This window comes from Streptomyces brasiliensis, assembly GCF_014647875.1.
Taxonomy (GTDB): domain Bacteria; phylum Actinomycetota; class Actinomycetes; order Streptomycetales; family Streptomycetaceae; genus Streptomyces; species Streptomyces brasiliensis.
The window spans coordinates 23,072-45,525 of sequence record NZ_BMQA01000037.1; the positions used below are offsets into that span (position 1 = coordinate 23,072).

General features: G+C 70.3%; 19 protein-coding genes. 8 read left to right on the plus strand and 11 right to left on the minus strand.

Annotated elements, in window-relative coordinates:
- Nucleotides 1–12: 12 nt before the first annotated feature.
- The 5 genes from IEZ19_RS35205 to IEZ19_RS35225 form a co-directional block, all read right to left on the minus strand.
- Nucleotides 13–1,092 carry an aspartate-semialdehyde dehydrogenase gene (locus tag IEZ19_RS35205; RefSeq protein WP_189315447.1) on the minus strand — a complete coding sequence of 360 codons (1,080 nt, stop codon included), beginning with the start codon at nt 1,090–1,092 and terminating at the stop codon, nt 13–15.
- Nucleotides 1,092–2,369, minus strand: a complete 1,278-nt coding sequence (locus IEZ19_RS35210) for an aspartate kinase (protein WP_189315448.1) — start codon at nt 2,367–2,369, stop codon at nt 1,092–1,094. The genes IEZ19_RS35205 and IEZ19_RS35210 overlap by 1 nt, the downstream gene beginning before the upstream one ends.
- A 223-nt stretch (nt 2,370–2,592) precedes the next feature.
- On the minus strand, nt 2,593–3,252 hold the full coding sequence (locus IEZ19_RS35215; protein WP_189315449.1) for a DUF5063 domain-containing protein: 660 nt from the start codon (nt 3,250–3,252) through the stop codon (nt 2,593–2,595).
- Nucleotides 3,245–3,844, minus strand: a complete 600-nt coding sequence (gene recR / locus IEZ19_RS35220; protein WP_189315450.1) for a recombination mediator RecR — start codon at nt 3,842–3,844, stop codon at nt 3,245–3,247. Before recR ends, IEZ19_RS35215 begins: the two co-directional genes overlap by 8 nt.
- A gap of 95 nt (nt 3,845–3,939) precedes the next feature.
- Nucleotides 3,940–4,281, minus strand: a complete 342-nt coding sequence (locus IEZ19_RS35225) for a YbaB/EbfC family nucleoid-associated protein (protein WP_189315451.1) — start codon at nt 4,279–4,281, stop codon at nt 3,940–3,942.
- A gap of 315 nt (nt 4,282–4,596) precedes the next feature.
- Between IEZ19_RS35225 and IEZ19_RS35230 the strand changes: the two genes are divergently transcribed.
- Complete coding sequence (locus tag IEZ19_RS35230) at nt 4,597–5,343, plus strand: SLATT domain-containing protein (RefSeq protein ID WP_189315452.1); 747 nt, start codon at nt 4,597–4,599, stop codon at nt 5,341–5,343.
- Between the two features lie 6 nt (nt 5,344–5,349).
- Here the strand turns inward: IEZ19_RS35230 and IEZ19_RS35235 are convergent, their stop codons facing one another.
- On the minus strand, nt 5,350–6,888 hold the full coding sequence (locus IEZ19_RS35235) for a substrate-binding domain-containing protein (RefSeq protein WP_189315453.1): 1,539 nt from the start codon (nt 6,886–6,888) through the stop codon (nt 5,350–5,352).
- A 142-nt stretch (nt 6,889–7,030) separates the two neighbouring features.
- Nucleotides 7,031–9,346, minus strand: a complete 2,316-nt coding sequence (locus tag IEZ19_RS35240) for a serine/threonine-protein kinase (protein ID WP_189315454.1) — start codon at nt 9,344–9,346, stop codon at nt 7,031–7,033.
- A 255-nt stretch (nt 9,347–9,601) separates the two neighbouring features.
- On the opposite strand from IEZ19_RS35240, the gene IEZ19_RS35245 reads away from it, so the two are divergent.
- The 4 genes from IEZ19_RS35245 to IEZ19_RS35260 all read left to right on the plus strand — a co-directional run bounded on the left by IEZ19_RS35245 (nt 9,602) and on the right by IEZ19_RS35260 (nt 14,925).
- Complete coding sequence (locus IEZ19_RS35245) at nt 9,602–10,957, plus strand: aspartate aminotransferase family protein (RefSeq protein WP_189315455.1); 1,356 nt, start codon at nt 9,602–9,604, stop codon at nt 10,955–10,957.
- Between the two features lie 102 nt (nt 10,958–11,059).
- Nucleotides 11,060–11,752 (plus strand): GntR family transcriptional regulator, encoded by a 693-nt coding sequence (locus IEZ19_RS35250; RefSeq protein ID WP_189315496.1) that lies wholly within the window; start codon nt 11,060–11,062, stop codon nt 11,750–11,752.
- Nucleotides 11,749–14,208 carry a dolichyl-phosphate beta-glucosyltransferase gene (locus IEZ19_RS35255; RefSeq protein ID WP_189315456.1) on the plus strand — a complete coding sequence of 820 codons (2,460 nt, stop codon included), beginning with the start codon at nt 11,749–11,751 and terminating at the stop codon, nt 14,206–14,208. The genes IEZ19_RS35250 and IEZ19_RS35255 overlap by 4 nt, the downstream gene beginning before the upstream one ends.
- Nucleotides 14,209–14,274: 66 nt before the next feature.
- The gene (locus IEZ19_RS35260; protein ID WP_189315457.1) at nt 14,275–14,925 is read left to right on the plus strand and encodes a putative DNA-mimic protein; all 651 of its coding nucleotides are present in this window, start codon (nt 14,275–14,277) and stop codon (nt 14,923–14,925) included.
- A 68-nt stretch (nt 14,926–14,993) separates the two neighbouring features.
- Here IEZ19_RS35260 and IEZ19_RS35265 read toward each other — a convergent pair whose 3' ends face one another.
- Nucleotides 14,994–16,277 (minus strand): adenylosuccinate synthase, encoded by a 1,284-nt coding sequence (locus IEZ19_RS35265; RefSeq protein WP_189315458.1) that lies wholly within the window; start codon nt 16,275–16,277, stop codon nt 14,994–14,996.
- Nucleotides 16,278–16,489: 212 nt separating this feature from the next.
- Here IEZ19_RS35265 and IEZ19_RS35270 point away from each other — a divergent pair, with 212 nt between their 5' ends.
- Nucleotides 16,490–17,326 carry a diacylglycerol kinase family protein gene (locus tag IEZ19_RS35270; protein WP_189315459.1) on the plus strand — a complete coding sequence of 279 codons (837 nt, stop codon included), beginning with the start codon at nt 16,490–16,492 and terminating at the stop codon, nt 17,324–17,326.
- Between the two features lie 49 nt (nt 17,327–17,375).
- Here IEZ19_RS35270 and IEZ19_RS35275 read toward each other — a convergent pair whose 3' ends face one another.
- Nucleotides 17,376–17,876 (minus strand): GbsR/MarR family transcriptional regulator, encoded by a 501-nt coding sequence (locus IEZ19_RS35275; RefSeq protein WP_189315460.1) that lies wholly within the window; start codon nt 17,874–17,876, stop codon nt 17,376–17,378.
- 74 nt (nt 17,877–17,950) lie between these two features.
- On the opposite strand from IEZ19_RS35275, the gene IEZ19_RS35280 reads away from it, so the two are divergent.
- Both IEZ19_RS35280 and IEZ19_RS35285 read left to right on the plus strand, forming a co-directional pair.
- Nucleotides 17,951–18,898 (plus strand): ABC transporter ATP-binding protein, encoded by a 948-nt coding sequence (locus IEZ19_RS35280; protein WP_189315461.1) that lies wholly within the window; start codon nt 17,951–17,953, stop codon nt 18,896–18,898.
- Complete coding sequence (locus IEZ19_RS35285; RefSeq protein WP_189315462.1) at nt 18,895–20,499, plus strand: ABC transporter permease; 1,605 nt, start codon at nt 18,895–18,897, stop codon at nt 20,497–20,499. The genes IEZ19_RS35280 and IEZ19_RS35285 overlap by 4 nt, the downstream gene beginning before the upstream one ends.
- Before the next feature lie 3 nt (nt 20,500–20,502).
- On the opposite strand, the gene IEZ19_RS35290 is transcribed toward IEZ19_RS35285, so the two are convergent.
- Nucleotides 20,503–21,096, minus strand: coding sequence for a Uma2 family endonuclease (locus IEZ19_RS35290; RefSeq protein ID WP_189315463.1), 594 nt, complete (start codon nt 21,094–21,096; stop codon nt 20,503–20,505).
- Nucleotides 21,097–21,192: 96 nt separating this feature from the next.
- Nucleotides 21,193–22,413, minus strand: coding sequence for a cytochrome P450 (locus tag IEZ19_RS35295; protein ID WP_189315464.1), 1,221 nt, complete (start codon nt 22,411–22,413; stop codon nt 21,193–21,195).
- Between the last annotated feature and the right edge of the window lie 41 nt (nt 22,414–22,454).

Here is a 22,454-nt window from a genome sequence, read left to right on the forward strand (position 1 = left end):
GCCCTGGAGGGCTCACGAGAACTCCGCCGCCACCAGTTCGGCGATCTGCGCGGTGTTGAGCGCGGCACCTTTGCGCAGATTGTCCCCGCAGACGAAGAGTTCGAGCGCGGTCGGGTCGTCGAGGGCGCGGCGCACCCGCCCGACCCAGGTGGGGTCGGTGCCGACCACGTCGGCGGGCGTGGGGAACTCGCCGGCCTCCGGGTCGTCGAACAGGACGACACCGGGCGCGGTGGCGAGGATCTCGCGGGCTCCGTCGACGGTGACCTCGCCCTGGAAGCGGGCGTGCACGGTGAGGGAGTGCGTGGTGACCACGGGGACGCGCACGCAGGTCACGGCCACGGGCAGCTTGGGCAGTCCGAGGATCTTGCGGGACTCGTCCCGCACCTTCATCTCCTCCGACGACCAGCCGTCCTCCCTGAGCGATCCGGCCCACGGTACGACGTTCAGCGCGACGGGCTCCAGGAACGGCCCGGTGTTGTCGCCGACGGCCCTGCGCACATCGCCGGGGCTGGTCCCCAGCTCCGTGCCGGCCACCAGCGCCAGCTGAGCCCGCAGCGTCTCGACGCCGGCCCGCCCGGCCCCGCTCACCGCCTGGTACGACGACACCACCAGCTCGCGCAGGCCGAACTCGGCGTGCAGCGCGCCCAGGGCGACGATCATCGAGAGGGTCGTGCAGTTGGGGTTGGCGATGATCCCGCGCGGCCTGACCCGTGCCGTGTGCGGATTGACCTCGGGCACCACGAGGGGCACGTCGGGGTCCATCCGGAAGGCGCCGGAGTTGTCGACCACCACGACGCCCTTGGCGGCGGCGATGGGCGCCCACTGCGCGGAGACCTCGTCCGGTACGTCGAACATGGCGACGTCGACTCCGTCGAAGGCCTCCTCCGACAGGGCCACCACCTCGACCTCCTCACCGCGCACGGTCAGCTTGCGGCCGGCCGAGCGCGGCGAGGCGATCAGGCGGATCTCGCCCCAGACGTCCGCGTGCTGGGACAGGATCTGGAGCATGACGGTGCCGACGGCCCCGGTCGCGCCGACGACCGCGAGCGTCGGACGTACGGGTCCGGGTACGGCCCCGGTGGTGCCGGCCATCAGCGGCCGGTGCCCCCGTAGACGACGGCCTCGTCGCTGTCGGAGTCGAGCCCGAACGCGGTGTGCACGGCGCGGACGGCCTCGTTGACGTCGTCGGCGCGCGTGACGACCGAGATACGGATCTCGGAGGTCGAGATCAGCTCGATGTTCACGCCGGCGTCGCTCAGCGCCTCGAAGAACGCGGCCGTGACCCCGGGGTTGGTCTTCATACCCGCGCCGACCAGCGAGATCTTCCCGATCTGGTCGTCGTAACGCAGGGAGTCGAAGCCGATTCCGGACCGGTTGGCCTCCAGCGCGTCGATGGCCTTGCGGCCCTCGGTCTTCGGCAGGGTGAAGGAGATGTCCGTCAGGCCGGTGGCGGCGGCGGACACGTTCTGCACGACCATGTCGATGTTGATCTGCGCATCGGCGATCGTACGGAAGATGGAAGCGGCCTCGCCCGGCTTGTCGGGCACGCCGACGACCGTGATCTTGGCCTCGGAGGTGTCGTGCGCGACACCGGAGATGATGGCCTGCTCCACCTTCTTGTCCCCTTGCTCGATCGGCTCACTGCTGACCCACGTGCCCTTGAGCCCGCTGAAGGAGGAGCGGACGTGGATCGGGATGTTGTAGCGGCGGGCGTACTCCACGCAGCGGTGGAGCAGCACCTTGGACCCGGACGCGGCCAGCTCGAGCATGTCCTCGAAGGCGATCCAGTCGATCTTCCGGGCCTTCTTCACCACGCGCGGGTCGGCGGTGAAGACGCCGTCGACGTCGGTGTAGATCTCGCAGACCTCGGCGTCGAGGGCGGCGGCGAGCGCCACGGCCGTGGTGTCACTGCCCCCTCGGCCGAGGGTGGTGATGTCCTTCTTGTCGGCGCTCACACCCTGGAACCCGGCGACGATGGCGATGTTGCCGTTGTCGATCGAGTCTCGGATCCGGCCCGGCGTGACGTCGATGATCCGGGCCTTGTTGTGGACCGAGTCGGTGATGACGCCTGCCTGGCTGCCCGTGAAGCTCTGGGCCTCGTGGCCCAGGTTTTTGATGGCCATGGCCAGCAGGGCCATGGAGATCCGCTCTCCGGCGGTCAGCAGCATGTCGAACTCACGCCCGGCCGGCATCGGGGATACCTGCTCGGCGAGATCGATCAACTCGTCCGTCGTGTCGCCCATCGCGGAAACGACGACAACCACCTGGTTGCCGTTCTTCTTCGCTTCCACGATCCGCTTGGCGACGCGCTTGATGCCTTCGGCATCGGCTACGGAGGAGCCTCCGTACTTCTGCACGACAAGGCCCACGTGCGCTCCTCGCTCAGTCCGTCGATTCCGAGCTCAGTCTAACGAGCGTCCGAATTTCCCCTCTGCGGTACCGCATGGTGAGATGTCCGGTCGCGCGTCCTGAACTCCTTCCGTACGGTTTCCTGCCCGGTGAGGCGTGGGTGATGGGTGTGATGTGCGTTACAGTGCGGGCGGGGTGGCCCGGTTGGGGAGTGTCCGCTCGCAGTGGTCGACGGGAACCCGGTCAGCGGGCCGGGCGCATGCCCAAGGGTCCTGCGATCTCCTGTTGCATGACCCTGCCCGCCTCGAACTCCAGGGTGTCGTCGCCCACTCCCTGGTCCGTGTCCAGGCCGTCCAGTTCCTCCAGGGGCTGGTCCAGGCGGATGTGGGCCAGGATCGAGTGGAGGGCGCGGAGGGTTGCGGAGGCGGTGGAGCCCCAGTTGGAGAAGTACGAGAACTGCCACCACCACAGCGCCTCCGAGGTGCGGCCGGCGCGGTAGTGGGCCATGCCGTGGCGGAGGTCGGTGATGACGTCGGCCAGGTCGTCGGAGATCCGGGCCGGCACGGGCGCCTTGCGGGGCTCGTACGGGTCGAAGACCTCCGAGTAGACGTCGATCGGCTCCAGGAGGCGGGCGAGGTTCTCGCGGAGTCCGTCGACGTCCGCGTCCGGGCCCGTGTCCGGCTCGTAGCGCTCGTCGGGGACGATGTCCTCGTGCGCGCCGAGGCGGCCGCCGGCCAGGAGCAGCTGGGAGACCTCCAGGAGGAGGAAGGGCACCGCCGAGCCCGGCTCGTCACCCTTCGCGACCTCCGAGACGGCCACCAGGAAGCTCTCGACCTGGTCCGCGATCTGGACCGCGAAGTCGTCAGGGTCCTGCGTCGTGGAGTGCAGCGTGGCGTCAGACATCTAGGAGTCGTCTCCCCTCGAAGGCGCGGCCGAGGGTGACCTCGTCCGCGTATTCCAGGTCGCCACCCACCGGGAGGCCGCTGGCCAGGCGGGTGACCTTCAGGCCCATGGGCTTGATCATGCGCGCGAGGTACGTGGCGGTCGCCTCGCCCTCGAGATTCGGGTCCGTGGCCAGGATCAGCTCCGTGACCGTGCCGTCGGCCAGGCGGGCCAGGAGTTCTCGTATGCGCAGGTCGTCCGGGCCCACGCCCTCGATCGGGCTGATCGCGCCGCCGAGGACGTGGTAACGGCCCCGGAACTCACGCGTGCGCTCGATCGCGACGACGTCCTTCGGCTCCTCGACGACACAGATGACCGACGGGTCACGGCGGGCGTCGCGGCAGATGTTGCACAGCTCCTCCTGCGCGACGTTGCCACAGGTCGCGCAGAAGCGGACCTTCGCCTTCACCTCGAGGAGGGCCTGCGCGAGGCGCCGTACGTCCGTGGGTTCCGCCTGGAGGATGTGGAAGGCGATCCGTTGCGCGCTCTTGGGACCGACGCCGGGCAGCCGCCCCAGCTCGTCGATCAGGTCCTGGACCACGCCTTCGTACAACGGACTGCCTCTCCTGGAATCTTTCCCGGTACGTACGGTAGTTGGCTGCCGCCCGTCCTAGGAAGGCGGTGCGGGTGTCGCGCGCGTGGCGAACGTCAGAACGGCAGTCCCGGGATGCCGCTGCCGCCCAGACCCTGCGCCAGGGGGCCGAGCTTCTGCTGCTGAAGGGTCTGCGCGTTCTCGTTGGCCGCGTGGACGGCGGCGACGATCAGGTCCGCGAGCGTCTCGGTGTCTTCGGGGTCCACCGCCTTGGGGTCGATCTTCAGCGCGCGCAGCTCGCCGGCGCCGGTCACGGTCGCCCGCACCAGACCGCCGCCCGCCTGCCCGTCGACCTCCGTGTTCGCCAGTTCCTCCTGGGCCCTGGCGAGGTCCTGCTGCATCTTCTGGGCCTGCTGAAGCAGCTGCTGCATGTTGGGCTGGCCACCACCGGGAATCACGATCAGCTCCTGGTTCGGTTCTCGTCTTCCTCCGCTGTGCATGAGCCTACGTGGTCCACGTGGGCATCGCCCCGCCACTCTTTCGAGTGAGAACAACCCTCGCCCTATACCTGATCAACACCTCCTTCCGGGCGGAAAGGCGGCGAAAGCTACGGCATCGCCACCCATTGGGCGGTAGGAAGGGTGCCGCGCGTCAGCGTTCAGTGTCACGCAACGTGACCATTCGTTTCGTTTGTGATCAGTCGTGGTCAGTAGTTTCGTGATCAGCCGTGGTCAGTAGTTTCGTGATCAGCCGTGGTCAGTAGGGAGTGCCGGGTGGGTCAGCCGGAGATGCAGCCCGAGGGTCCGCCTCAGGACGGGTGGGGCGAGGGTGCGGCCGGACTGCGGCCGGGCGACCTGGCCGGGCGGGCATTTCCGCCCGGGGACTGGGGAGAGCCCGCCGAGCGGCTCGACGAGCTGTACCGGTGGGTGGAACGGGGAGCCCTGGAGACGGCGGCGTGGTATCTCGCGGACCGGGTGTGGAAGCGGCGGGGGGCCCGGGCGCTGCGGATGGGGGCAGCGGTGACGGCGGTGTGCGGTGCGGCGCTTCCGGTGCTGGATCTGACCGGGGCGGTCGGTGGGGCGGCGCCGTGGGGGTATCTGGCGTTGCTGGTGGCGGTCGCGTGTGTGGGGGTGGACCGGTTCTTCGGGGTGACGTCCGGGTGGATGCGGGACGTGGCCACGGCGCAGGCGGTGCAGCGGCGGTTGCAGGTGCTGCAGTTCGACTGGGCGTCCGAGTGCGTGCGGGAGGTTCTCGGGCCGGCGGAGGGAACGGCGAGTGAGGCGGCGGAGCGGTGCCTGGGGATGCTTCGGCGGTTCTCCGAGGATGTGACGGAGTTGGTTCGGGCGGAGACGGTGGGATGGATGGTGGAGTTTCGCAGCGGGGGTGCGGCGCTGGGGATCCATGGGGCGGTGTGTGGCGGGGGGCGGGTTGATTCGGTGGGGGCGGTGGGGCGCGTGGCGATGCCTGGGGGTGCGGCTCGGCCGAACATGCCGCGGCAGCGGCCACCGGAACCTCGGTGAGGGTGGCTACGGCTTCTTGCCGCACAGCCTCATTCCCTCCGGGCTGTAGCAGGGGATGTGGCGGCGGTGTCTGATGGTGCTCTGGCCCGGGCCTTCGATGAGGTAGTCCAGGAATCTCTCTGCCAGGGACTTGTCCGCCGGCCAGTCGTAGGTGTAGGCGTACTCGGTCTCGCGATAGGGGTACGTGCTGCGGCCGTCCGCTATCGCCTCCGCCGAAGGGGCCTCGCCGTCGAGGCTCAGGATGTGGAGGCCCTTGGCCCCCATCGCATTGTCGAGCTCGCTGTATCCGATGGCTCCCTTGAGTTCGGCCACCTTGTCCAGAACCTGGTCGGTGCCGTCCAGCTCGCAGCGCGTCACCGGAGCCGGGTAGTCCTTGTGGACGCAGTCGACCGACGAGTTCGCCATCTCGCCCCGCCCGAGCACCCGGTGCTGGAGCACCTGTCGGGTACCGGAGTTGGCGTCGCGGCTGACCAGACGGACCGGGAGGTCGGGGCCGCCCAACTGGTGCCAGTTGGTGATCTCGCCGCGGTAGAGGCGCTTCACCTCGTCCGTGGAGAGGTTCTTCAGGGGCACGTTGTCGTTCACGACCAGCGTGAAGACCACCAACGCGACGCTTCTCTCCTTCAGCCGGAGCATGCCGGGGGGCTTGGGTCCGTCCGAGAAGACGACGAGCGGCGGGGACCCGTTCTTCGTCCACTTGGCCCCCTTGGCGTCCAGGTCCCGTAGCCCTGCGGTCGATCCGTGCGGCGAGTTCACGTTGATGGACGCACCCTCGCAGTCGGCCTCGTAGCTCTTCTTCACACCCTCCATCACGCGCTCGAAGGCCGTCGACCCGGTGACCTCCAGCGAACCCTTCGCGCAATCGATCGGCGGCGGGGTGTCGTCGCGGGCCACGACGATCGTGGCGAGCGTGACCACGCAGACCGTGAGCATGATGGTGATGAGCCGGGAGGCCCGGCTGAACAGGGGCGGCTTGTCGTCCGGCGTGGCGCTGCGGTTGGGGTGGAGCTCGCCGTCCCGGATGCCGCCGACGAGCCGTATGTCGCAGCCCACGTCCCCACCGGACAGCAGCACCAGCAGCTTGAAGTGCTCGCCCCGGTTCAGCGGGACGCGCGGGATGCGCAGGGTGTTGCCGGAGTAGCCGAAGCCCCGGTCCGGGCTGAAGTGCTCCATCAGATGGTCGGTGTCGTCCGGCTGTGTGACCGACACGCCGCGGATGGTGCGGTCGGTGAACACCGCCGTCAGGCCGTGCCGTTCGGGACTGGTGTAGTCGTCGCGCCCGATGCCCTGCGAGCCGTCGTTCTCGATGCGGAGCAGCACAAGTGTGGCGTCGGTCATGTCCGGCGCCTCGTCGAACAGGCCGAGACGGCGGTTGGCGCGGCCCGAACGGACGTCGTCACCTATCGGGTTGTCCATCTGCACGCGGTAGCCGATGCGTTTGCGGCGCGGTACCCGGCGCTCGTACCAGACCATGCCCGCGGACGCGATGATGCCCAGCACCGCCGTACCCACGGCTACGACATTCTCCGGACTCAGCCAGTCCATATGGGTACCCCCGCCACTCCCCGGAGCCGGATGGTGGGGTCACCGTACGTGCACCGAAGGGGACATTCCGGTCACGTTCGCTGAAGTTCGCCGGACGTTCAACGGGCTTATGCGCAAGGGGACTTCAGTACGGTGCTGCGCCTCACTGCCGCGTGTACGTCAGGCTCTCCCCGCCGCCCTGCCGCTCCCGGCGCAGGCCGCCGTCCGGCAGGAGGCTGACCTCGGTCGACTCACCGGGACTGCAGGAGGACAGCGGCTCGCCCGAGGTGACGGTGGACGGGCCGATCCGCAACGGGCCGTCTCCGCCGGGGCGTTCGGTCAGCTTCGCCTCGAAGACGCAGTGGTACGTGCCGCCGCCGTCCACGGGGCCGTCGGCGACGAGCCTGAGCACCGTGTCGCCCACCTCGCCCTGGGTGAGGGTGAGTTCACGGGTGCTGTGGCCGGTGGCGTTGTCGATCGACGCCGTCCAGGTCCCCAGGTAGGAGTCCGGGACGGCTCCGTCCGACGGCGACTCGGACTCCGTCGGCGTCGGGGAGGGACCGGGGCTGGTGGGCGTCGACGTGGTGGGTGGTGCGGAGGTGGTCGGGGCGGGGGTGACCGTGCCGCTGCCCTTGTCGTCCCTTCCGGTTCCGCCCTGCAGCAGCGCGTACACCGAGCCGCCGGCGGCGAGCGCCACCACCAGCGCGATCACGACGAGCAGCGCGGTGGACCGCCCGTTGCCGCGCGGTGGCTCCTGGGGCGGGAAGCCGGCGGGGCCGTAGGGCTGCGTGGCGCCGGCGGAGGGCAGGCCGTACGACGGGGCCGAACCCGGTCCGCCGGCATAGGGGTTGTACGGCTGCGGGGCTCCCGGCCGGCCACCGGGCGGCGCGGGCTGCTGCGGATGGGCGTGGGCGGGCGGGACCTGGGGGTGCGATTGCGGGTAGCCGTAGGCAGGATGCGCCGGAGGCGGCGTCTGCCCGGCGTCCTGCGTGGGCAGGCGATGCACACCGCCGGGCTGCCCGGGCGGCGCAACGACCCCACCGTCGTCCGAGACGGGAGCGTGCTCCGGCGAGGCGATCGGCGCGGGGCCCTGACCGGACGCGGGGGCCTGGCCCGGCGCGGAGGCGGGGACTTGGCCGACCGCAGGCTCTCGGCCGGGCACGGAGCCCTGACCGGGCGCAGGGTACTGGCCGGGCACGGGACCCTGACCAGCGGTGAGGGCCTGGCCGGGCACGGGACCGTGACCCGGTGCGGGGACGGTCGTACGGTCAGCGGCGGACTCGGGGGCAGAGCCGTGACCGGAACCGGAGCCCGAGCCGGATTCAGTGCCCGAGTCGGCGCCAGGGCCGAAGTCGGAACCGGAACCGGCATCAGCCGTGCGTCCTGCCGCCTCCGCTCCTCCGCCCGCACCAGCCACGGGAAAGGCCCCGGCACCGGCCGCCGCACCAGACCCCGAGCCGGCCCCGGCGCCGCCCATCGGAGCACCAGCCCCCGGGACGGCTCCCGAACCCCCCGCCAACTCCCCAGCCACGATCGTCCGCCCCTCCCCCAGCGTCCCCTCCGGGTCCTCCACCTCCAGCAACTGCACCGCATGTCGCCCCAGTTGCGCCACCAGTGAACCCGGCAGCCACGGGTCCCGGGAGCGGCCCCCCGACACCGTGTCCTCCGCGCCCGTGCGCTCCAGGATGCGGTCCAGCGTCGGGCGGGCCGCCGGGTCCTTGCGGAGGCACTCGCGCACCAGGTCGGCGATGCCCTCGGGGACACCGGTGAGGTCGGGTTCCTCCTGGGCGATGCGGAACATCAGGGCGTGCAGCCCGCTGTCGGCGTTTCCGAAGGGCAGCGTGCCGGTCGCCGCGTAGGCGAGCACCGAGCCGAGGCAGAAGACGTCGCAGGCCGGTGTGATCCGGTCGCCGCGCACCTGCTCGGGAGCCATGAAGCCGGGCGAGCCGACCAGTGATCCGGTGCTGGTGAGCCCGTCCCCGGCCATCGTCTCCAGCGCCCGTGCGATCCCGAAGTCGATGACACGGGGGCCGTCGATGGTGACGAGCACGTTGGACGGCTTGAGGTCGCGGTGGACGATCCCGGCGGCGTGGATGTCCGTCAGGGCGTGTGCGAGCCCGGCCGCGAGGATGCGGACCGAGCGCTCGGGCAGGGCGCCGTGGTCGTGGCCGACCACCTGCTGGAGGCTCGGCCCGGCAACGTACCCGGTGGCCACCCACGGCACGGCGGCCTCGGTGTCCGCGTCCAGCACGGGCGCGGTCCAGTACCCGCCGACCCGCCGCGCCGCCTGCACCTCGTGACGGAACCGCGCCCGGAACTCCTCCTGGGCGGCAAGTTCCTCGCGCACCAGCTTCACCGCGATGGTACGGCCCCGGTCCGACCGGGCGAGATACACGTGCCCCATGCCGCCCGCACCGAGCCGCGCCAGCAACCGGTACGCCCCGATCCCCTTCGGATCCCCGGCCCCCAGCTTCTCCATGGCCCGCCCCGCCTTCCCCCGCCGTGGACAACAGCCCGAGAATAGTGCTGCCTCCCGGAGAGTCGCGGGCGAGGTGCCCACGGTTCCGCAACCGCCCCTCGACCACCCGGCCGCGCTGGTCCACGGCTTTCGGCGGCCATTCCGGGCCCACCATGGGACAGGCACCTCCGGTCGACACCCTGTCGCAGAAACCTCCCGAGCACGCAGCAGGACGCCGATGTCGCGTCCGTATCGCGGACATTTACGCTCACCGGCATGACCCCTCAGCCCAATCCCGAAGCCGGCGCCGCGGTGAAGGCCGCGGACCGTGCTCATGTGTTCCACTCCTGGTCCGCGCAGGAACTCATCGACCCGCTCGCCGTCGCCGGCGCCGAAGGGTCGTACTTCTGGGACTACGACGGCAAGCGGTACCTGGACTTCACCAGCGGGCTCGTCTTCACCAACATCGGCTACCAGCACCCCAAGGTCGTCGCCGCGATCCAGGAACAGGCCGCGACCCTGTCCACGTTCGCGCCCGCGTTCGCCGTCGAGGCACGGTCCGAGGCGGCCCGGCTGATCGCCGAGCGGGCCCCCGGCGACCTGGACAAGATCTTCTTCACCAACGCGGGCGCCGACGCCGTCGAGCACGCCGTGCGCATGGCCCGGCTGCACACCGGGCGGCCCAAGGTGCTGTCGGCCTACCGGTCGTACCACGGTGGTACGCAGCAGGCCGTGAACATCACCGGCGACCCGCGCCGCTGGCCCTCCGACAGCGCGACCGCCGGTGTCGTCCGCTTCTGGGCGCCCTTCCTCTACCGCTCCCGTTTCTACGCGGAGACGGAGGAGCAGGAATGCGCGCGGGCGCTCGAGCACCTCGAGACGACGATCGCCTTCGAGGGGCCCGGGACCATCGCCGCGATCATCCTGGAGACCATTCCGGGCACGGCCGGGATCATGGTGCCGCCCCCCGGTTATCTCGCCGGGGTGCGGGAGCTGTGCGACAAGTACGGGATCGTGTTCGTCCTGGACGAGGTCATGGCCGGGTTCGGGCGCACCGGTGAGTGGTTCGCGGCCGATCTGTCCGGCGTCGTACCGGACCTGATGACCTTCGCCAAGGGCGTGAACTCGGGGTATGTGCCGCTGGGCGGTGTCGCGATCTCCGGGAAGATCGCGGAGACCTTCGGCAAGCGGGCCTACCCGGGCGGGCTGACGTATTCCGGTCATCCGCTCGCGTGCGCCGCGGCCGTCGCGACGATCAACGTCATGGCCGAGGAGGGCGTCGTCGAGAACGCCAGGCATCTCGGTGAGTCCGTCGTCGGGCCCGCGCTGCGCGAGCTGGCCGAGCGGCACCCCAGCGTCGGTGACGTGCGCGGTGTCGGCATGTTCTGGGCGCTGGAGCTGGTGAAGAACCGGGAGACGCGGGAGCCGCTGGTGCCGTACAACGCGGCGGGCGAGGCGAACGCGCCGATGGCCGCGTTCGGTGCCGCCGCGAAGAAGCACGGCCTGTGGCCCTTCGTGAACATGAACCGCACCCATGTGGTCCCGCCGTGCACCGCGACGGAGGCCGAACTGAAGGAGGGATTCGCCGCGCTCGACGCGGCGTTGGGCGTGGCCGACGAGTACACGGAGTAACTCCCCCGGAGCTGCCACCGGGGGAACCCGAACGCGTAAGGTGGCGTGCTCGTAGACATAAACGAGTACGTCACCCGCACGTGTGAGGAGAGACCCCCGACCATGCCGGGCAACGGCACCGTGACCCGCAGTACGCTGCGCCAGCAGATCGCGGACGCGCTTCGCGACGAGGTGCTGGCCGGGCGGCTCCAGCCGGGGCGCGCGTTCACGGTGAAGGAGATCGCCGAGCAGTACGGGGTCTCGGCCACCCCGGTCCGCGAGGCTCTGGTGGACCTGTCCGCGCAGGGCATCCTCGAGGCGGACCAGCACCGCGGCTTCAGCGTCCCGGAGTACTCCCTCGACGACTACCGCGGCATGATCGAGGCCCGCTGTCTGGTCACGGACGGCATCTTCCACGCCCTCGGCGCCGGCCATCCGGCGTTCAAGGACCCGGACGACCCGCGTACGGCGGCGGCGCTCGCGACGGTGCGGCGACGAGGCGACGAGGCGCAGCGGGCCGCCGCCGCGGGCGACCTCACCATCCTCATCGGCTACGACCTGCGCTTCTGGCGCGAGCTGAGCGCCGTGTTCGGCAACCCCTACCTCGGCGACTTCCTCCACCGGCTGCGTGTGCAGTCCTGGGTGTGCGCGGTGCAGCACCTGCGCCGGCTGCCGGACCTGCGCGGCCTGCTGTGGGCCGGGCACACCCGGCTGGTCGACGCGCTGACCCAGCGGGACATCGAGGCGGCGCGCGCGGTCGTGGCCGAGTACAACGCGCAGAACCTCGCCCTGATCGAGCGACTGGCCGCAGGGTGAGCGGCCACCGTCCCGAGGCCGTCCGTGAGGCGAGCGGCCGACCCGAACTCGTCGATCTGTCCGTCGTCGTCCCCGCCTACAACGAGGAAGCGCGCCTCGGCCCCACCCTCGCCGCCGTCATCGCCTACCTCGACGCCAACGAGGGCCGGTGGGGCGAGTGGGAGCTGATCGTCGCCGACGACGGCTCCACCGACGGCACCCGTGACGTGGTCACCGCCCTCGGGCATCCGCGCGTGCAGCTCGTCTCCGCTCCGCACAACCGCGGCAAGGGCCACGCCCTGCGCCTCGGGGTCGCCGCCTCGCACGGCCGCCGGGTACTGGTGACCGACGCCGACCTGGCCGCGCCGATCGAGGAGCTGGAGCGGCTCGACAAGGCGATCGGCGAGGGCAACGCAGCGGCGATCGGCTCGCGCTCGGTGCCGGGCGCCGACATAGCCAACCACCAGCACCCGCTGCGTGAACTGCTCGGCCGCGCGGGGAACCTGCTGATACGGACGACCGCCGTGCCCGGCATCCGGGACACGCAGTGCGGCTTCAAACTCTTCGACGGTGACCGGGCCCGCGAGGCCTTCGGCGCCTCCCGGCTCGACGGCTGGGGCATCGACGTCGAGGTGCTGAGGCACTTCCACCGCGCGGACTGGCCGGTCGCCGAGGTGCCGGTGCGCTGGAGCCACCAGCCCGGCTCCAAGGTCGGCCCCCTCGACTACGGCCGGGTCCTCGCCGACCTGGCCCGCATCCGCGCCCGCGCCGTCCGTCCCGCCGACCTCCTGGCCGTCGTCCTGTTCCTGCTCATGGCGGGCGCCCTCTACTCGGGCCGCTTCTTCGACCCGGCCCACCGCTATCTCCCCGACTCCCTCCAGGACCAGAACCAGTGGGAGTGGTTCTTCGCGGTGACCGCCGACAACGTGGCCCACCTGCGCAACCCGCTCTTCTCCGACCTCCAGGGCTTCCCCGACGGCGTGAACCTCATGGCCAACACGGTCATGCTGGGCCTGTCCGTGCCGTTCGCCCCGGTCACGTGGGCGTTCGGCCCGGCGGTCGCGCTGAGCGTCTGCATGACCCTGGGCCTCGCGGCGACCGCGGCCGCCTGGTACTGGCTGATCGTGAAGCGGGTCGTACGGCACCGCCCGGCGGCCTTCACCGGCGCCTGCCTGGCCGCGTTCGCGCCGCCGATGGTCAGCCATGCCAACGCGCACCCCAACTTCGTGATCCTGTTCATGATCCCGCTGATCATCGACCGCGCCCTGCGCCTGTGCGCGGGCACCCGGGTCGTGCGGGACGGGGTCGTGCTCGGCCTGATGGCGGCGTACCAGATCCTCCTGGGCGAGGAGCCGCTGCTCCTCGCGTCCATCGGCATGGCGCTGTTCGCCCTCGGCTACGGCGTCCTGCGCCGGGAGGAGGCCCGGCAATCCTGGCGCCCGCTGCTGAAGGGCCTGCTGATCGGCGGTGCGGTCTGCCTGCCGCTCGTCGCCTACCCGCTGTACTGGCAGTTCGCCGGCCCGCAGAGCTACAAGAGCGTGCTGCACGGCGACAACGCGGGCAACAGCCCCCTCGCCCTGATCGCCTTCGGCGAGCGTTCGCTGATCGCGGGCAGCGCCGAGCGGGCGAACGCCCTGTCCCTCAACCCGACCGAACAGAACGCCTTCTACGGCTGGCCGCTGGTCGCACTCGCTCTCGCCATCGTCGTACGGCTGTGGGAGCGGGCCCTGGTCAAGGCGCTGGCGTTCACGGCGGTGGCCGCCGCGCTGCTGTCGCTCGGCCCGAAGATCCGCATCCCGCTCACCGACACCGTCTACCCCGGCCCCTGGGCGCTGCTCGCGCACAAGCCGCTGTTCGAGTCGGTGATCGAGGGCCGGCTCGCGATGATCTGCGCTCCGGCCCTGGGCATGCTGATCGCGATCGCCCTCGAGCGGCTGGCGGCGACGCGCCGCCCGACGAGGCAGTACGTCGGCCTGCTCGGCGTGGCCCTCGCCCTGTTCCCGCTGGTCCCGGCGCCGCTGAAGTCCGAGCCGCGGGCCGAGGTGCCGGCGTTCATCGCGGACGGCATGTGGAAGCCGTACGTCCACAAGGGCGAGTCGCTCGTCCCGGTGCCGCTGCCCGACCCCGGCTCCGCCGAGGCCCTGCACTGGCAGACGGCCGCCCACCTGGGCTTCAAGCTCCCCGGCGGCTACTTCAACGGCCCCTACGGCGAGGACCGCATCGGCATCTACGGCGCCTCCCCGCGCTACACCTCCAACATGCTGCGGGACGTCCGCTACACCGGCAAGGCACCCGAGATCGGCCGGAACTGGCGGGCGCAGGCACAGCAGGACTTCGCCTACTGGAAGGCGGGCGTCCTGGTACTCGCCCCGCAGCCCAACGACGGTCCCCTGCGCGAGACCCTGGAGAAGTTGACCGGGCGGCCCGGGAAGTGGATCGGCGGAGTGTGGGTATGGGACCTGCACGGGGGGAGCTGACCTCGCGCCGCCCCCATTACTCTGCTTACCCGTGACTTGAGCACCGCGCTGTGTGAGGAGCCCTCTTTGGCCTGTGACCTGTGGCTGGTACCGCTCGTCGACGTGTTGTGCCACACCCCCGACAACCCGTTCGCCGAGGAACTCGCGCAATACAACAAGGCGCTCGCCGAGGCCGGGCTCCCACCGGTGCCGGTGTACCAGTACATGCCGGGCCTGTCCGGCGAGGTCGCCCCGGTGGCCGGCTTCGACTACGACGCGCTGCACTTCCTGCGTCGCGTCTATCTCCTCCAGATGTGCGGGCTGCCGGTGACACCGGTGGACGAACTGGGGGGTGACTACGGGCAGTTGCTGGAGATGTTCGAGTCGACGGCCCAGCAGTCGCACCTGGTGTGGCACTACGACCACGCGGGCGCCTACGTTCCGGTCGACTTCCCGCACCCGCTGTCCAACGACGAACTCCTGGAGGGCGGCGGCCCGTTGGGCTCCTCGCACGCGCTGCTGAGGGAGCTGGAACTGGTCGCCCCGTCGATCGGCATCGACCCCGCCAACCCCCCGGCGGCCCCCGCGCCCCCACAGGCCCCCACGGAGCTCGAGGAACCGGCGCTCCCGCCGCCCTACGACCCCAGCCCCTTCGCCCGGGAACGCCACGTCTGGCTGGGCCTGCACGCGGCGGCGACCCGGTCGCTGGCCCAGGGCTCGATGATCGTCTTCAGCTGACGGTTCCTGCGACGACGCACGCCCCCAGCCGACGAAGACCGGCTGAGGGCGTGTCACGGCACCGGGGTCTACAGGAACGAGTTGATCTCGATCGTCTCGTCGCGGCCCGGTCCCACGCCGATCGCGGAGATCGGGGCGCCGGACATCTCCTCCAGCGCCTTGACGTAGCTCTGGGCGTTCTTCGGCAGGTCGGAGAAGGACTTCGCCTTGGTGATGTCCTCGGACCAGCCCGGCAGGTTCTCGTAGACCGGCTTCGCGTGGTGGAAGTCACTCTGCGAGTACGGCAGCTCCTCAACGCGCTTGCCGTCGATCTCGTACGCCACGCAGACGGGGATCTGCTCCCAGCCGGTGAGGACGTCGAGCTTGGTGAGGAAGAAGTCCGTGAGGCCGTTGACGCGGGTCGCGTAGCGGGCGATCACGGCGTCGAACCAGCCGCAGCGCCGGTCACGGCCCGTGGTCACGCCCCGCTCGCCGCCGATCCGGCGCAGCGCCTCGCCGTCCTCGTCGAACAGCTCGGTCGGGAAGGGACCGGCGCCGACGCGGGTCGTGTACGCCTTCAGGATGCCGATGACCCGGCTGATCTTCGTCGGACCCACGCCGGCGCCGGTGCAGGCACCGCCCGCGGTGGGGTTCGACGAGGTGACGAACGGATACGTGCCGTGGTCGATGTCGAGCAGCGTGCCCTGGCCGCCCTCGAACAGGACGACCTTGTTCTCCTCCAGGGCCTGGTTGAGCACCAGCACCGTGTCGGCGACGTACGGCTTGATCTGCTCGGCGTAGCCCAGCAGCTCCTCGACCACCTGGTCCACGGCGATCGCGCGCCGGTTGTACAGCTTGGTGAGGATCTGGTTCTTGACGTCGAGGGCCGCCTCGACCTTCTGGGTGAGGATCGACTCGTCGTACAGGTCCTGGACCCGGATGCCGACGCGGTTGATCTTGTCGGCGTAGGTGGGGCCGATGCCGCGCCCGGTCGTGCCGATCTTCCGCTTTCCGAGGAAGCGTTCCGTGACCTTGTCGACGGTGACGTTGTACGGCGTGATCACGTGCGCGTTACCGCTGATCAGGAGCTTGGACGTGTCGACGCCTCGCTCGTTCAGACCGCTCAGCTCGGAGAGCAGGACCGACGGGTCGACGACAACGCCGTTGCCGATGACCGGCGTACAACCGGGAGAGAGGATTCCGGAAGGGAGCAGGTGGAGTGCATACTTCTGGTCACCGACGACCACCGTGTGGCCGGCGTTGTTGCCGCCCTGGTAACGGACGACATAGTCCACCGAGCCGCCGAGCAGGTCGGTGGCCTTCCCCTTGCCCTCGTCACCCCACTGAGCACCGAGCAGCACAAGTGCGGGCACGCGCGTACACCCCTTCCGGGCGGGGCATGTCCAAGGTCAGGGGCGTACGCGTAGGGTTCACCGCCGCGCACCACCGCGACCGTCGTTGGCCGCACAACCGTCGGACCGGATGCCCCGGAATAGACGAAGCCCCTGGCGCAATAGCGCAAGGGGCTCTTGCACAAAGATGCTACCCGAGGAAGCGAGGCAGGACCGAGGTGGCGACTTTCGCGATGTCCGATCAGCTGCTGGTGATCATCGACCCGGTCGCCCGGCGGACGGACGGCGAGTCCGTTCGAATCGCGAAAGACGTGCTCAGCGCGGGTGCGACGACGAAGGTCTGCCTGCCGGACGGGCCCGAGGAATTCGCCCGCGCACTGGAGCGACGCGGCTCGCGGCGCCCCGTGGTGGTGGGCGACGACCGGGCGCTGGTCCGTGCGGTGTCCCTGCTGCACCGGCGGCGGGAGCTGGCCGGATGTGCGCTGTCGGTGGTGCCGGTCGGGGGTGTGCTGGCGCTGGCGGAGGCCCTGGGCGTGCCGACGGGGGCGGTCGCGGCGGCGCGGGCGGTCCTCGACGGGGTCGAGCGCCGGATGGACCTGCTGGTCGACGACAGCGACGGCGTGGTGCTCGGCGCGCTGCGGATCCCCCCGCTCGCGGCACATGAGGCGACGGCCGCGGAACCCATGGTTTCCCCGCCGGGACGTCCGTGGCTGCGCACGACGTACAAGTCCCTGGTCCGCACCCTGGGTCCCCGGCCGGCGCCGGCCGCGCCCGCGCCGGTCGCGGCCCGGCTGCGGGTGGAGGTCGACGGGGAGACGGTCGTCGGCCTGGACCGCCCGGTGGAGGGCGTCTCGGTGACACCGGGCTCCGCCGGCCTGGCCGAGATCGAGATCCACCCCCTGCCGAACGGCACGGAGGCCATACCGCTCCGAGCGACCGGCCAGACGGTGACCGTGACGGGCCCGGACTTCCGCTACCGCGCGGACGCGACGGTGGCGGGACCGGTGCGGAGGCGGACCTGGCGGGTGGTGGAGGGAGCCTGGGGGCTCACGGTGCCGGTGGCGGGGTGAGCCGGCAGGCCTCGTCTTCTTCGTCGGGGGCCTGGTGTGATCAATACGCCTAGGACTCCACTCCCCCTCCGAAGACCCGGTCGCGGTGGGCTCGCCAGCGGTCCATCATCATGGCGATCTCGCCGTCGAGGAACTCGAAGAACGCCAGCGTCTCGGCAAGGCGCCGGCCCGCGGGGGTGGCCTCGCCGAGGCTGTCCACGCCCTCGCGCAGCGCGTGCTCCCAGCGCTTGATGACGGCTTCACGGCTGGTGAGGGCCTCGTACCACTGGTTGCTGTGGACCCGGTAGCGCTCGCGGCGCGAACCGGGTTCACGCTCGCGCGCGACCATGTGCTGCTGGGCGAGGTAGCGCACGGCGCCGGAGACGGCGGCCGGGCTGACCTGGAGCAGGTCCCCGAGTTCGGCGGAGGTCAGGGAGCCTGAATCGGAGGACAGCAGGGCCGCGAACACGCGCGCGGGCATGCGCTGCATCCCGGCCTCGACGAGCTGCGCCGCGAATCCTTCCACGAACTTCGAGACCGCTTCCGGGTCACGCCTCGCTGTTTCCGTCATCCCACCACCTTAGCCGGGAGTTCATACGCTTCCTTAACTTCACAAATTTCTGAAATTAGCGTACGTTCCGAAGCATGACGAAGGCAATCACCGTCTCCGGACTGCACAAGTCGTTCGGCAGCACGCACGCCCTGGACGGCCTCGACCTGGAGGTGGAGACCGGCGAGGTCCACGGCTTCCTCGGCCCCAACGGCGCCGGGAAGTCCACCACCATCCGGGTCCTGCTCGGCCTGCTGCGCGCGGACGCCGGCGGCGCGCAGATCCTCGGCCGCGACCCGTGGGCGGACGCGGTGGAGGTCCACCGCCGCATCGCCTACGTCCCGGGCGACGTCACGCTGTGGCGCAACCTCTCGGGCGGCGAGGTCATAGACCTCTACGGCCGTCTCCGTCAAGGGGGCCGCGCGAAGCGCGTCAGGCAGGGTGGTGGTGGGCGACGGGCGGGCGGACTCGACGCACAGCGCCGCGCGGACCTGATCGAACGCTTCGAACTGGACCCCACGAAAAAGGGCCGCACCTACTCCAAGGGCAACCGCCAGAAGGTCGCCCTGGTGGCCGCCTTCGCCTCCGACGTCGACCTCCTCATCCTGGACGAGCCGACCTCGGGTCTGGACCCGCTCATGGAGGAGGTCTTCCAGCGCTGCGTGGAGGAGGAACGCGACCGGGGCCGGACGATCCTCCTCTCCTCGCACATCCTCAGCGAGGTGGAGGAGCTGTGCGACCGGGTGAGCATCATCCGCAAGGGCCGCACGGTGGAGAGCGGCTCCCTGGCGGACCTGCGTCACCTGACCCGCACCACCGTCAAGGCCGAACTCGCGGGACCGCCCAACGGCTTGGCCCGCCTCCCCGGTGTCCACGACCTCGACGTACAGGGCCACCGTGTCCACCTCCAGGTGGACACCGACAAACTCGACGCCGTGCTACGGCAGTTGAGCGACTCGGGGGTACGGTCCCTCACCTCGACGCCGCCCACCCTGGAAGAGCTGTTCCTGCGCCACTACCAGGACGAGGTGGACGCGCGATGACGGCCACGACCTTCGCCGCACGCTCCGGCGGCACCCGCCAACTGGCGGGGACCGGCACCCTGTTGCGCTTCGCCCTGCGCCGGGACCGGGTGCTGATCCCGGTCTGGGTGGCGGTGAACACGCTGATGGTCCTCTCCATGCCGAACTCGCTGAAGACCCTCTACGGCACCGCGGCCGAACGGGCCGACCTGGCACACCAGATGAGCACCAACGCCTCGCTGCGCGCCCTGGTGGGCCCGGTCTTCGACACGTCACTGGGCGCGCTGACGGCATGGCGTATCGGGATCTACGCCGGCGCACTGGCGGCCGTGACGAGCCTGCTGGTGGTCGTGCGCCACACCCGGGACGAGGAGGAGAGCGGCCGCCAGGAACTGGTGTCGTCCGGCATGGTGGGCCGCCGGGCCCCCCTGACGGCAGGCCTCCTGGCGGCGACGGTGGCGAACGCGGCCCTGGCCCTGCTGGTCACGGCGGGCCTGTCGAGCTACGGAACCGCAGGGGCCCTGTCCTTCGCGCTGGCCCTCTTCGGGGTGGGCATGGTCTTCGCCACGATGGCGGCCATCGTCTCCCAACTCACCGAGAGCGCACGCCTGGCACGAGGCCTCACGGCCGCGGTTCTGGGCGCAGCCTTCGTGCTACGGGCGGCAGGCGACTCGGCGACAACAGACGGCTCTTCGGCGGTGACCTGGCTGTCCCCCCTGGGCTGGCTGGAGAACACCCGCTCCTTCGCGGACGACCGCTGGTGGGTCCTGCTCCTGTTCGTCGCGGCGGTGGCAGCACAGGCGGCAGCCGCGTACACGCTGGCCGGCCGCCGGGACATCGGCATGAGCTTCCTGCCCACCCGCCCCGGCCCGGCCACCGGAAAGCTGGCATCCGCCGGAGCCCTGGCCTGGCGCCTCCAGCGGGGCAGCGTCGTGGGCTGGTCGATCGGCTTCTTCCTGGCGGGGGTGATCTACGGCGGCCTGACGGACGGCGCGGCAGACCTGGTCGGCGACAACAAGCAGGCCAGGGAGATGTTCGAACGGCTGGGAGGCCACGCAGCCCTGACGGACGCGTTCCTGGCATCGATGGTGGGCCTGATGGGCCTGATCGCGGCCCTGTACGTGGTGGCATCCACCCTCCGTCTGAACGGCGAGGAAACGTCGTCCCGAGCGGAACCTCTCCTGGCGGCGGCGGTGGGCCGCCTGCGCTGGGCGACAGGCCACCTGCTGATCGCCTTCGGCGGTGCGGCACTGCTCATGCTGCTGACGGGCCTGGGCTTCGCGGTGGGCTACGGCAAGCAGGTGGGCCCGATCCTCGGCGCCTGCCTGATCCAGGTACCGGCGATCTGGGTGATCGGTGGAGTGGCCGTACTCCTCTACGGCCTGCTGCCGCGAGCGGCGATGGCGTCCTGGGGAGTGGCGGGCGCGGTCCTTCTGATCGGCTGGATCGGCCCGGCGCTGAACCTCCCCCGAACCCTCCTGGACATCTCCCCCTTCGGCCACCTGCCGAAGATGCCGGGCGGCGACATGTCATGGCCTCCGGTACTGATCCTCACGGCCCTGGCGGCGGCACTCGTGGCGGCCGGACTGGCGGGGCTGCGGAGGCGGGACATGATCTCTTGACGATCAATCGACGAACTGCTTCAGCTTCTCCGTGTCGAGTTCGATGCCCACTGGTTCGGGGATATGGAGCTTGGCGCCGAAGGGCTCCTTGCGGATGTCGTGATATCCGACGCTCGAGTCAGGGTCTCCGTAGAGGGTGATCGTGCAGTCGTCACGGTCGACCAACAGATAGAACGGAATACCGGCCGCGCCGTACGCCATGGGCTTCTCCTTGCGGTCGCGCCGGTCGGTATCCGAATCGTACGAGGTCACCTCGAGGACCAGAAGCGCACCGCTCGGGTCAGCCCACTCCCCGTGACCGGCGAAGTGCTCCTCGGGCACGAGCACGGCGTCGGGACGGGCGCGCCCCTCCCGATACTTCTCCACCCTGAGCCCCTGTCCCTGGTAGAGATCCAGGTCGGGCCTCGTCTGCATGCACCGCCGCATCAGCCACAGCACGATGGTGTTGTGATCGCCGTCAGGCACTTTCTTGACCCCGATCCGTCCGTTGATGAACTCGAACCTGACGGCGTCGTCGGTCTCTTTGGCCGCGAATTCAGCGATCCTCTCAAAGTCTTCCACCGACATCTGGGATGTCTGCGAGGCGCTCTCTGTCATAACCGTCATGGTGCCTCCCTTCACAGGCAGGCACCAGCGTGGCGAACCGCACGCGCGCATCGCCCGAAGTCGTCCAATGATCATCCGAAGGGGTGATCACCCCACTTCCACGGACAGCCCCTTCAACCCCCTGATCACGAAGTTCGGCTTCCGTTCCGGCTCCGCGGCCAGGGTCAGGGTGGGGGCCTCCTCCAGCAGGGCGGTCATGGAGGCGGCCAGTTCGATACGGGCGAGGGGGGCGCCGATGCAGTAGTGGATGCCGGCGCTGAACGAGATGTGGGGGTTGTCCTCGCGGGACAGGTCCAGCCGCCCGGGCTCCCGGAAGACCTCCGGGTCGTGGTTGGCGGAGCCGAAGAGCATGGCGACCTCCGCACCGCGCGGAATGACGACCCCGTCGATCTCGATCTCGTCCAGCACCCACCGCTCGAACAGCTGGAGCGGGGTGTCGTACCGCATCAACTCCTCGACGGCCGTGGGCACCAGGGAACGATCGGCACGTAGCAAGGCCAACTGCTCGGGATTGCGGAACAGGGCCCACCACCCGTTGACGGTGGCGTTGACCGTGGCCTCGTGCCCGGCGTTGAGCAGCAGCACGGCGGTGGAGATCATCTCCTGCTCGCTGAGCCGGTCCCCTTCGTCGTACGCGGCGATGAGCCCGGAGATCAGGTCCTCCCCGGGAGCCTTGCGCCGTTCGGCGATCAACTCCCGCAGATAGTCGGAGAACTCGACGGAGGCGCGCACGGCTTTGGCGGCGGTGTCCTCCCCGGGGTTCAACTCGTACATCCCGCAGATGTCGGCCGACCAGGGCCGCAGCAGGCCCCGATCAGCCTCAGGAATCCCCAGCATCTCGGCGATCACGGCAACGGGCAACGGCTCGGCGACATCGGCCAGCAGATCCCCGCCCCCGGCCTCGACGAGCCGCCCGACCAGTTCCTGCGCGAGCGCGTGGACGTACGGCTTGAGCCGCTCCACGGTCCGGGGCGTGAACGCCTTCGAGACCAACCGCCGAATCCGGGTGTGGTCCGGCGGCTCCAGATCGAGCATGCCGTGATCGTTCAGCGTGTGGAAGGGTTCGTGCTCGGCGGGCGGAGCGGTACGCCCGAAGTCCTCGTGCGAGAACCGATGCTGATAGGTGCGCCCGAGCCGCCGATCACGCAGCAGGGCGGAGACATCGGCGTGATGCGGAACGAGCCACTGCCCGGTGGGCGCGTAGTGAAGTACCCGCCCGCGCTCGCGCAGCTCGGCGTAGGCCGGATAAGGGTCGTCGAGGAACCCGGGGTCCCAGGGGTCGAAGGAGAGGTCAGGAACATCAGCCATGACCGGACGCTAACCGATCGGCGCATTCATGCCACCGGACC

Excerpts from the sequence above, each read along its gene's own strand:
- IEZ19_RS35250 (WP_189315496.1), top strand. The coding sequence starts at position 11,060 with ATGCCGGGCAACGGCACCGTGACCCGCAGTACGCTGCGCCAGCAGATC.
- IEZ19_RS35235 (WP_189315453.1), bottom strand. The coding sequence starts at position 6,888 with ATGGACTGGCTGAGTCCGGAGAATGTCGTAGCCGTGGGTACGGCGGTG.
- IEZ19_RS35240 (WP_189315454.1), bottom strand. The coding sequence starts at position 9,346 with ATGGAGAAGCTGGGGGCCGGGGATCCGAAGGGGATCGGGGCGTACCGG.
- IEZ19_RS35245 (WP_189315455.1), top strand. The coding sequence starts at position 9,602 with ATGACCCCTCAGCCCAATCCCGAAGCCGGCGCCGCGGTGAAGGCCGCG.
- IEZ19_RS35215 (WP_189315449.1), bottom strand. The coding sequence starts at position 3,252 with ATGTCTGACGCCACGCTGCACTCCACGACGCAGGACCCTGACGACTTC.
- IEZ19_RS35280 (WP_189315461.1), top strand. The coding sequence starts at position 17,951 with ATGACGAAGGCAATCACCGTCTCCGGACTGCACAAGTCGTTCGGCAGC.
- IEZ19_RS35275 (WP_189315460.1), bottom strand. The coding sequence starts at position 17,876 with ATGACGGAAACAGCGAGGCGTGACCCGGAAGCGGTCTCGAAGTTCGTG.
- IEZ19_RS35270 (WP_189315459.1), top strand. The coding sequence starts at position 16,490 with ATGTCCGATCAGCTGCTGGTGATCATCGACCCGGTCGCCCGGCGGACG.
- IEZ19_RS35285 (WP_189315462.1), top strand. The coding sequence starts at position 18,895 with ATGACGGCCACGACCTTCGCCGCACGCTCCGGCGGCACCCGCCAACTG.
- IEZ19_RS35295 (WP_189315464.1), bottom strand. The coding sequence starts at position 22,413 with ATGGCTGATGTTCCTGACCTCTCCTTCGACCCCTGGGACCCCGGGTTC.
- IEZ19_RS35205 (WP_189315447.1), bottom strand. The coding sequence starts at position 1,092 with ATGGCCGGCACCACCGGGGCCGTACCCGGACCCGTACGTCCGACGCTC.
- IEZ19_RS35290 (WP_189315463.1), bottom strand. The coding sequence starts at position 21,096 with ATGACAGAGAGCGCCTCGCAGACATCCCAGATGTCGGTGGAAGACTTT.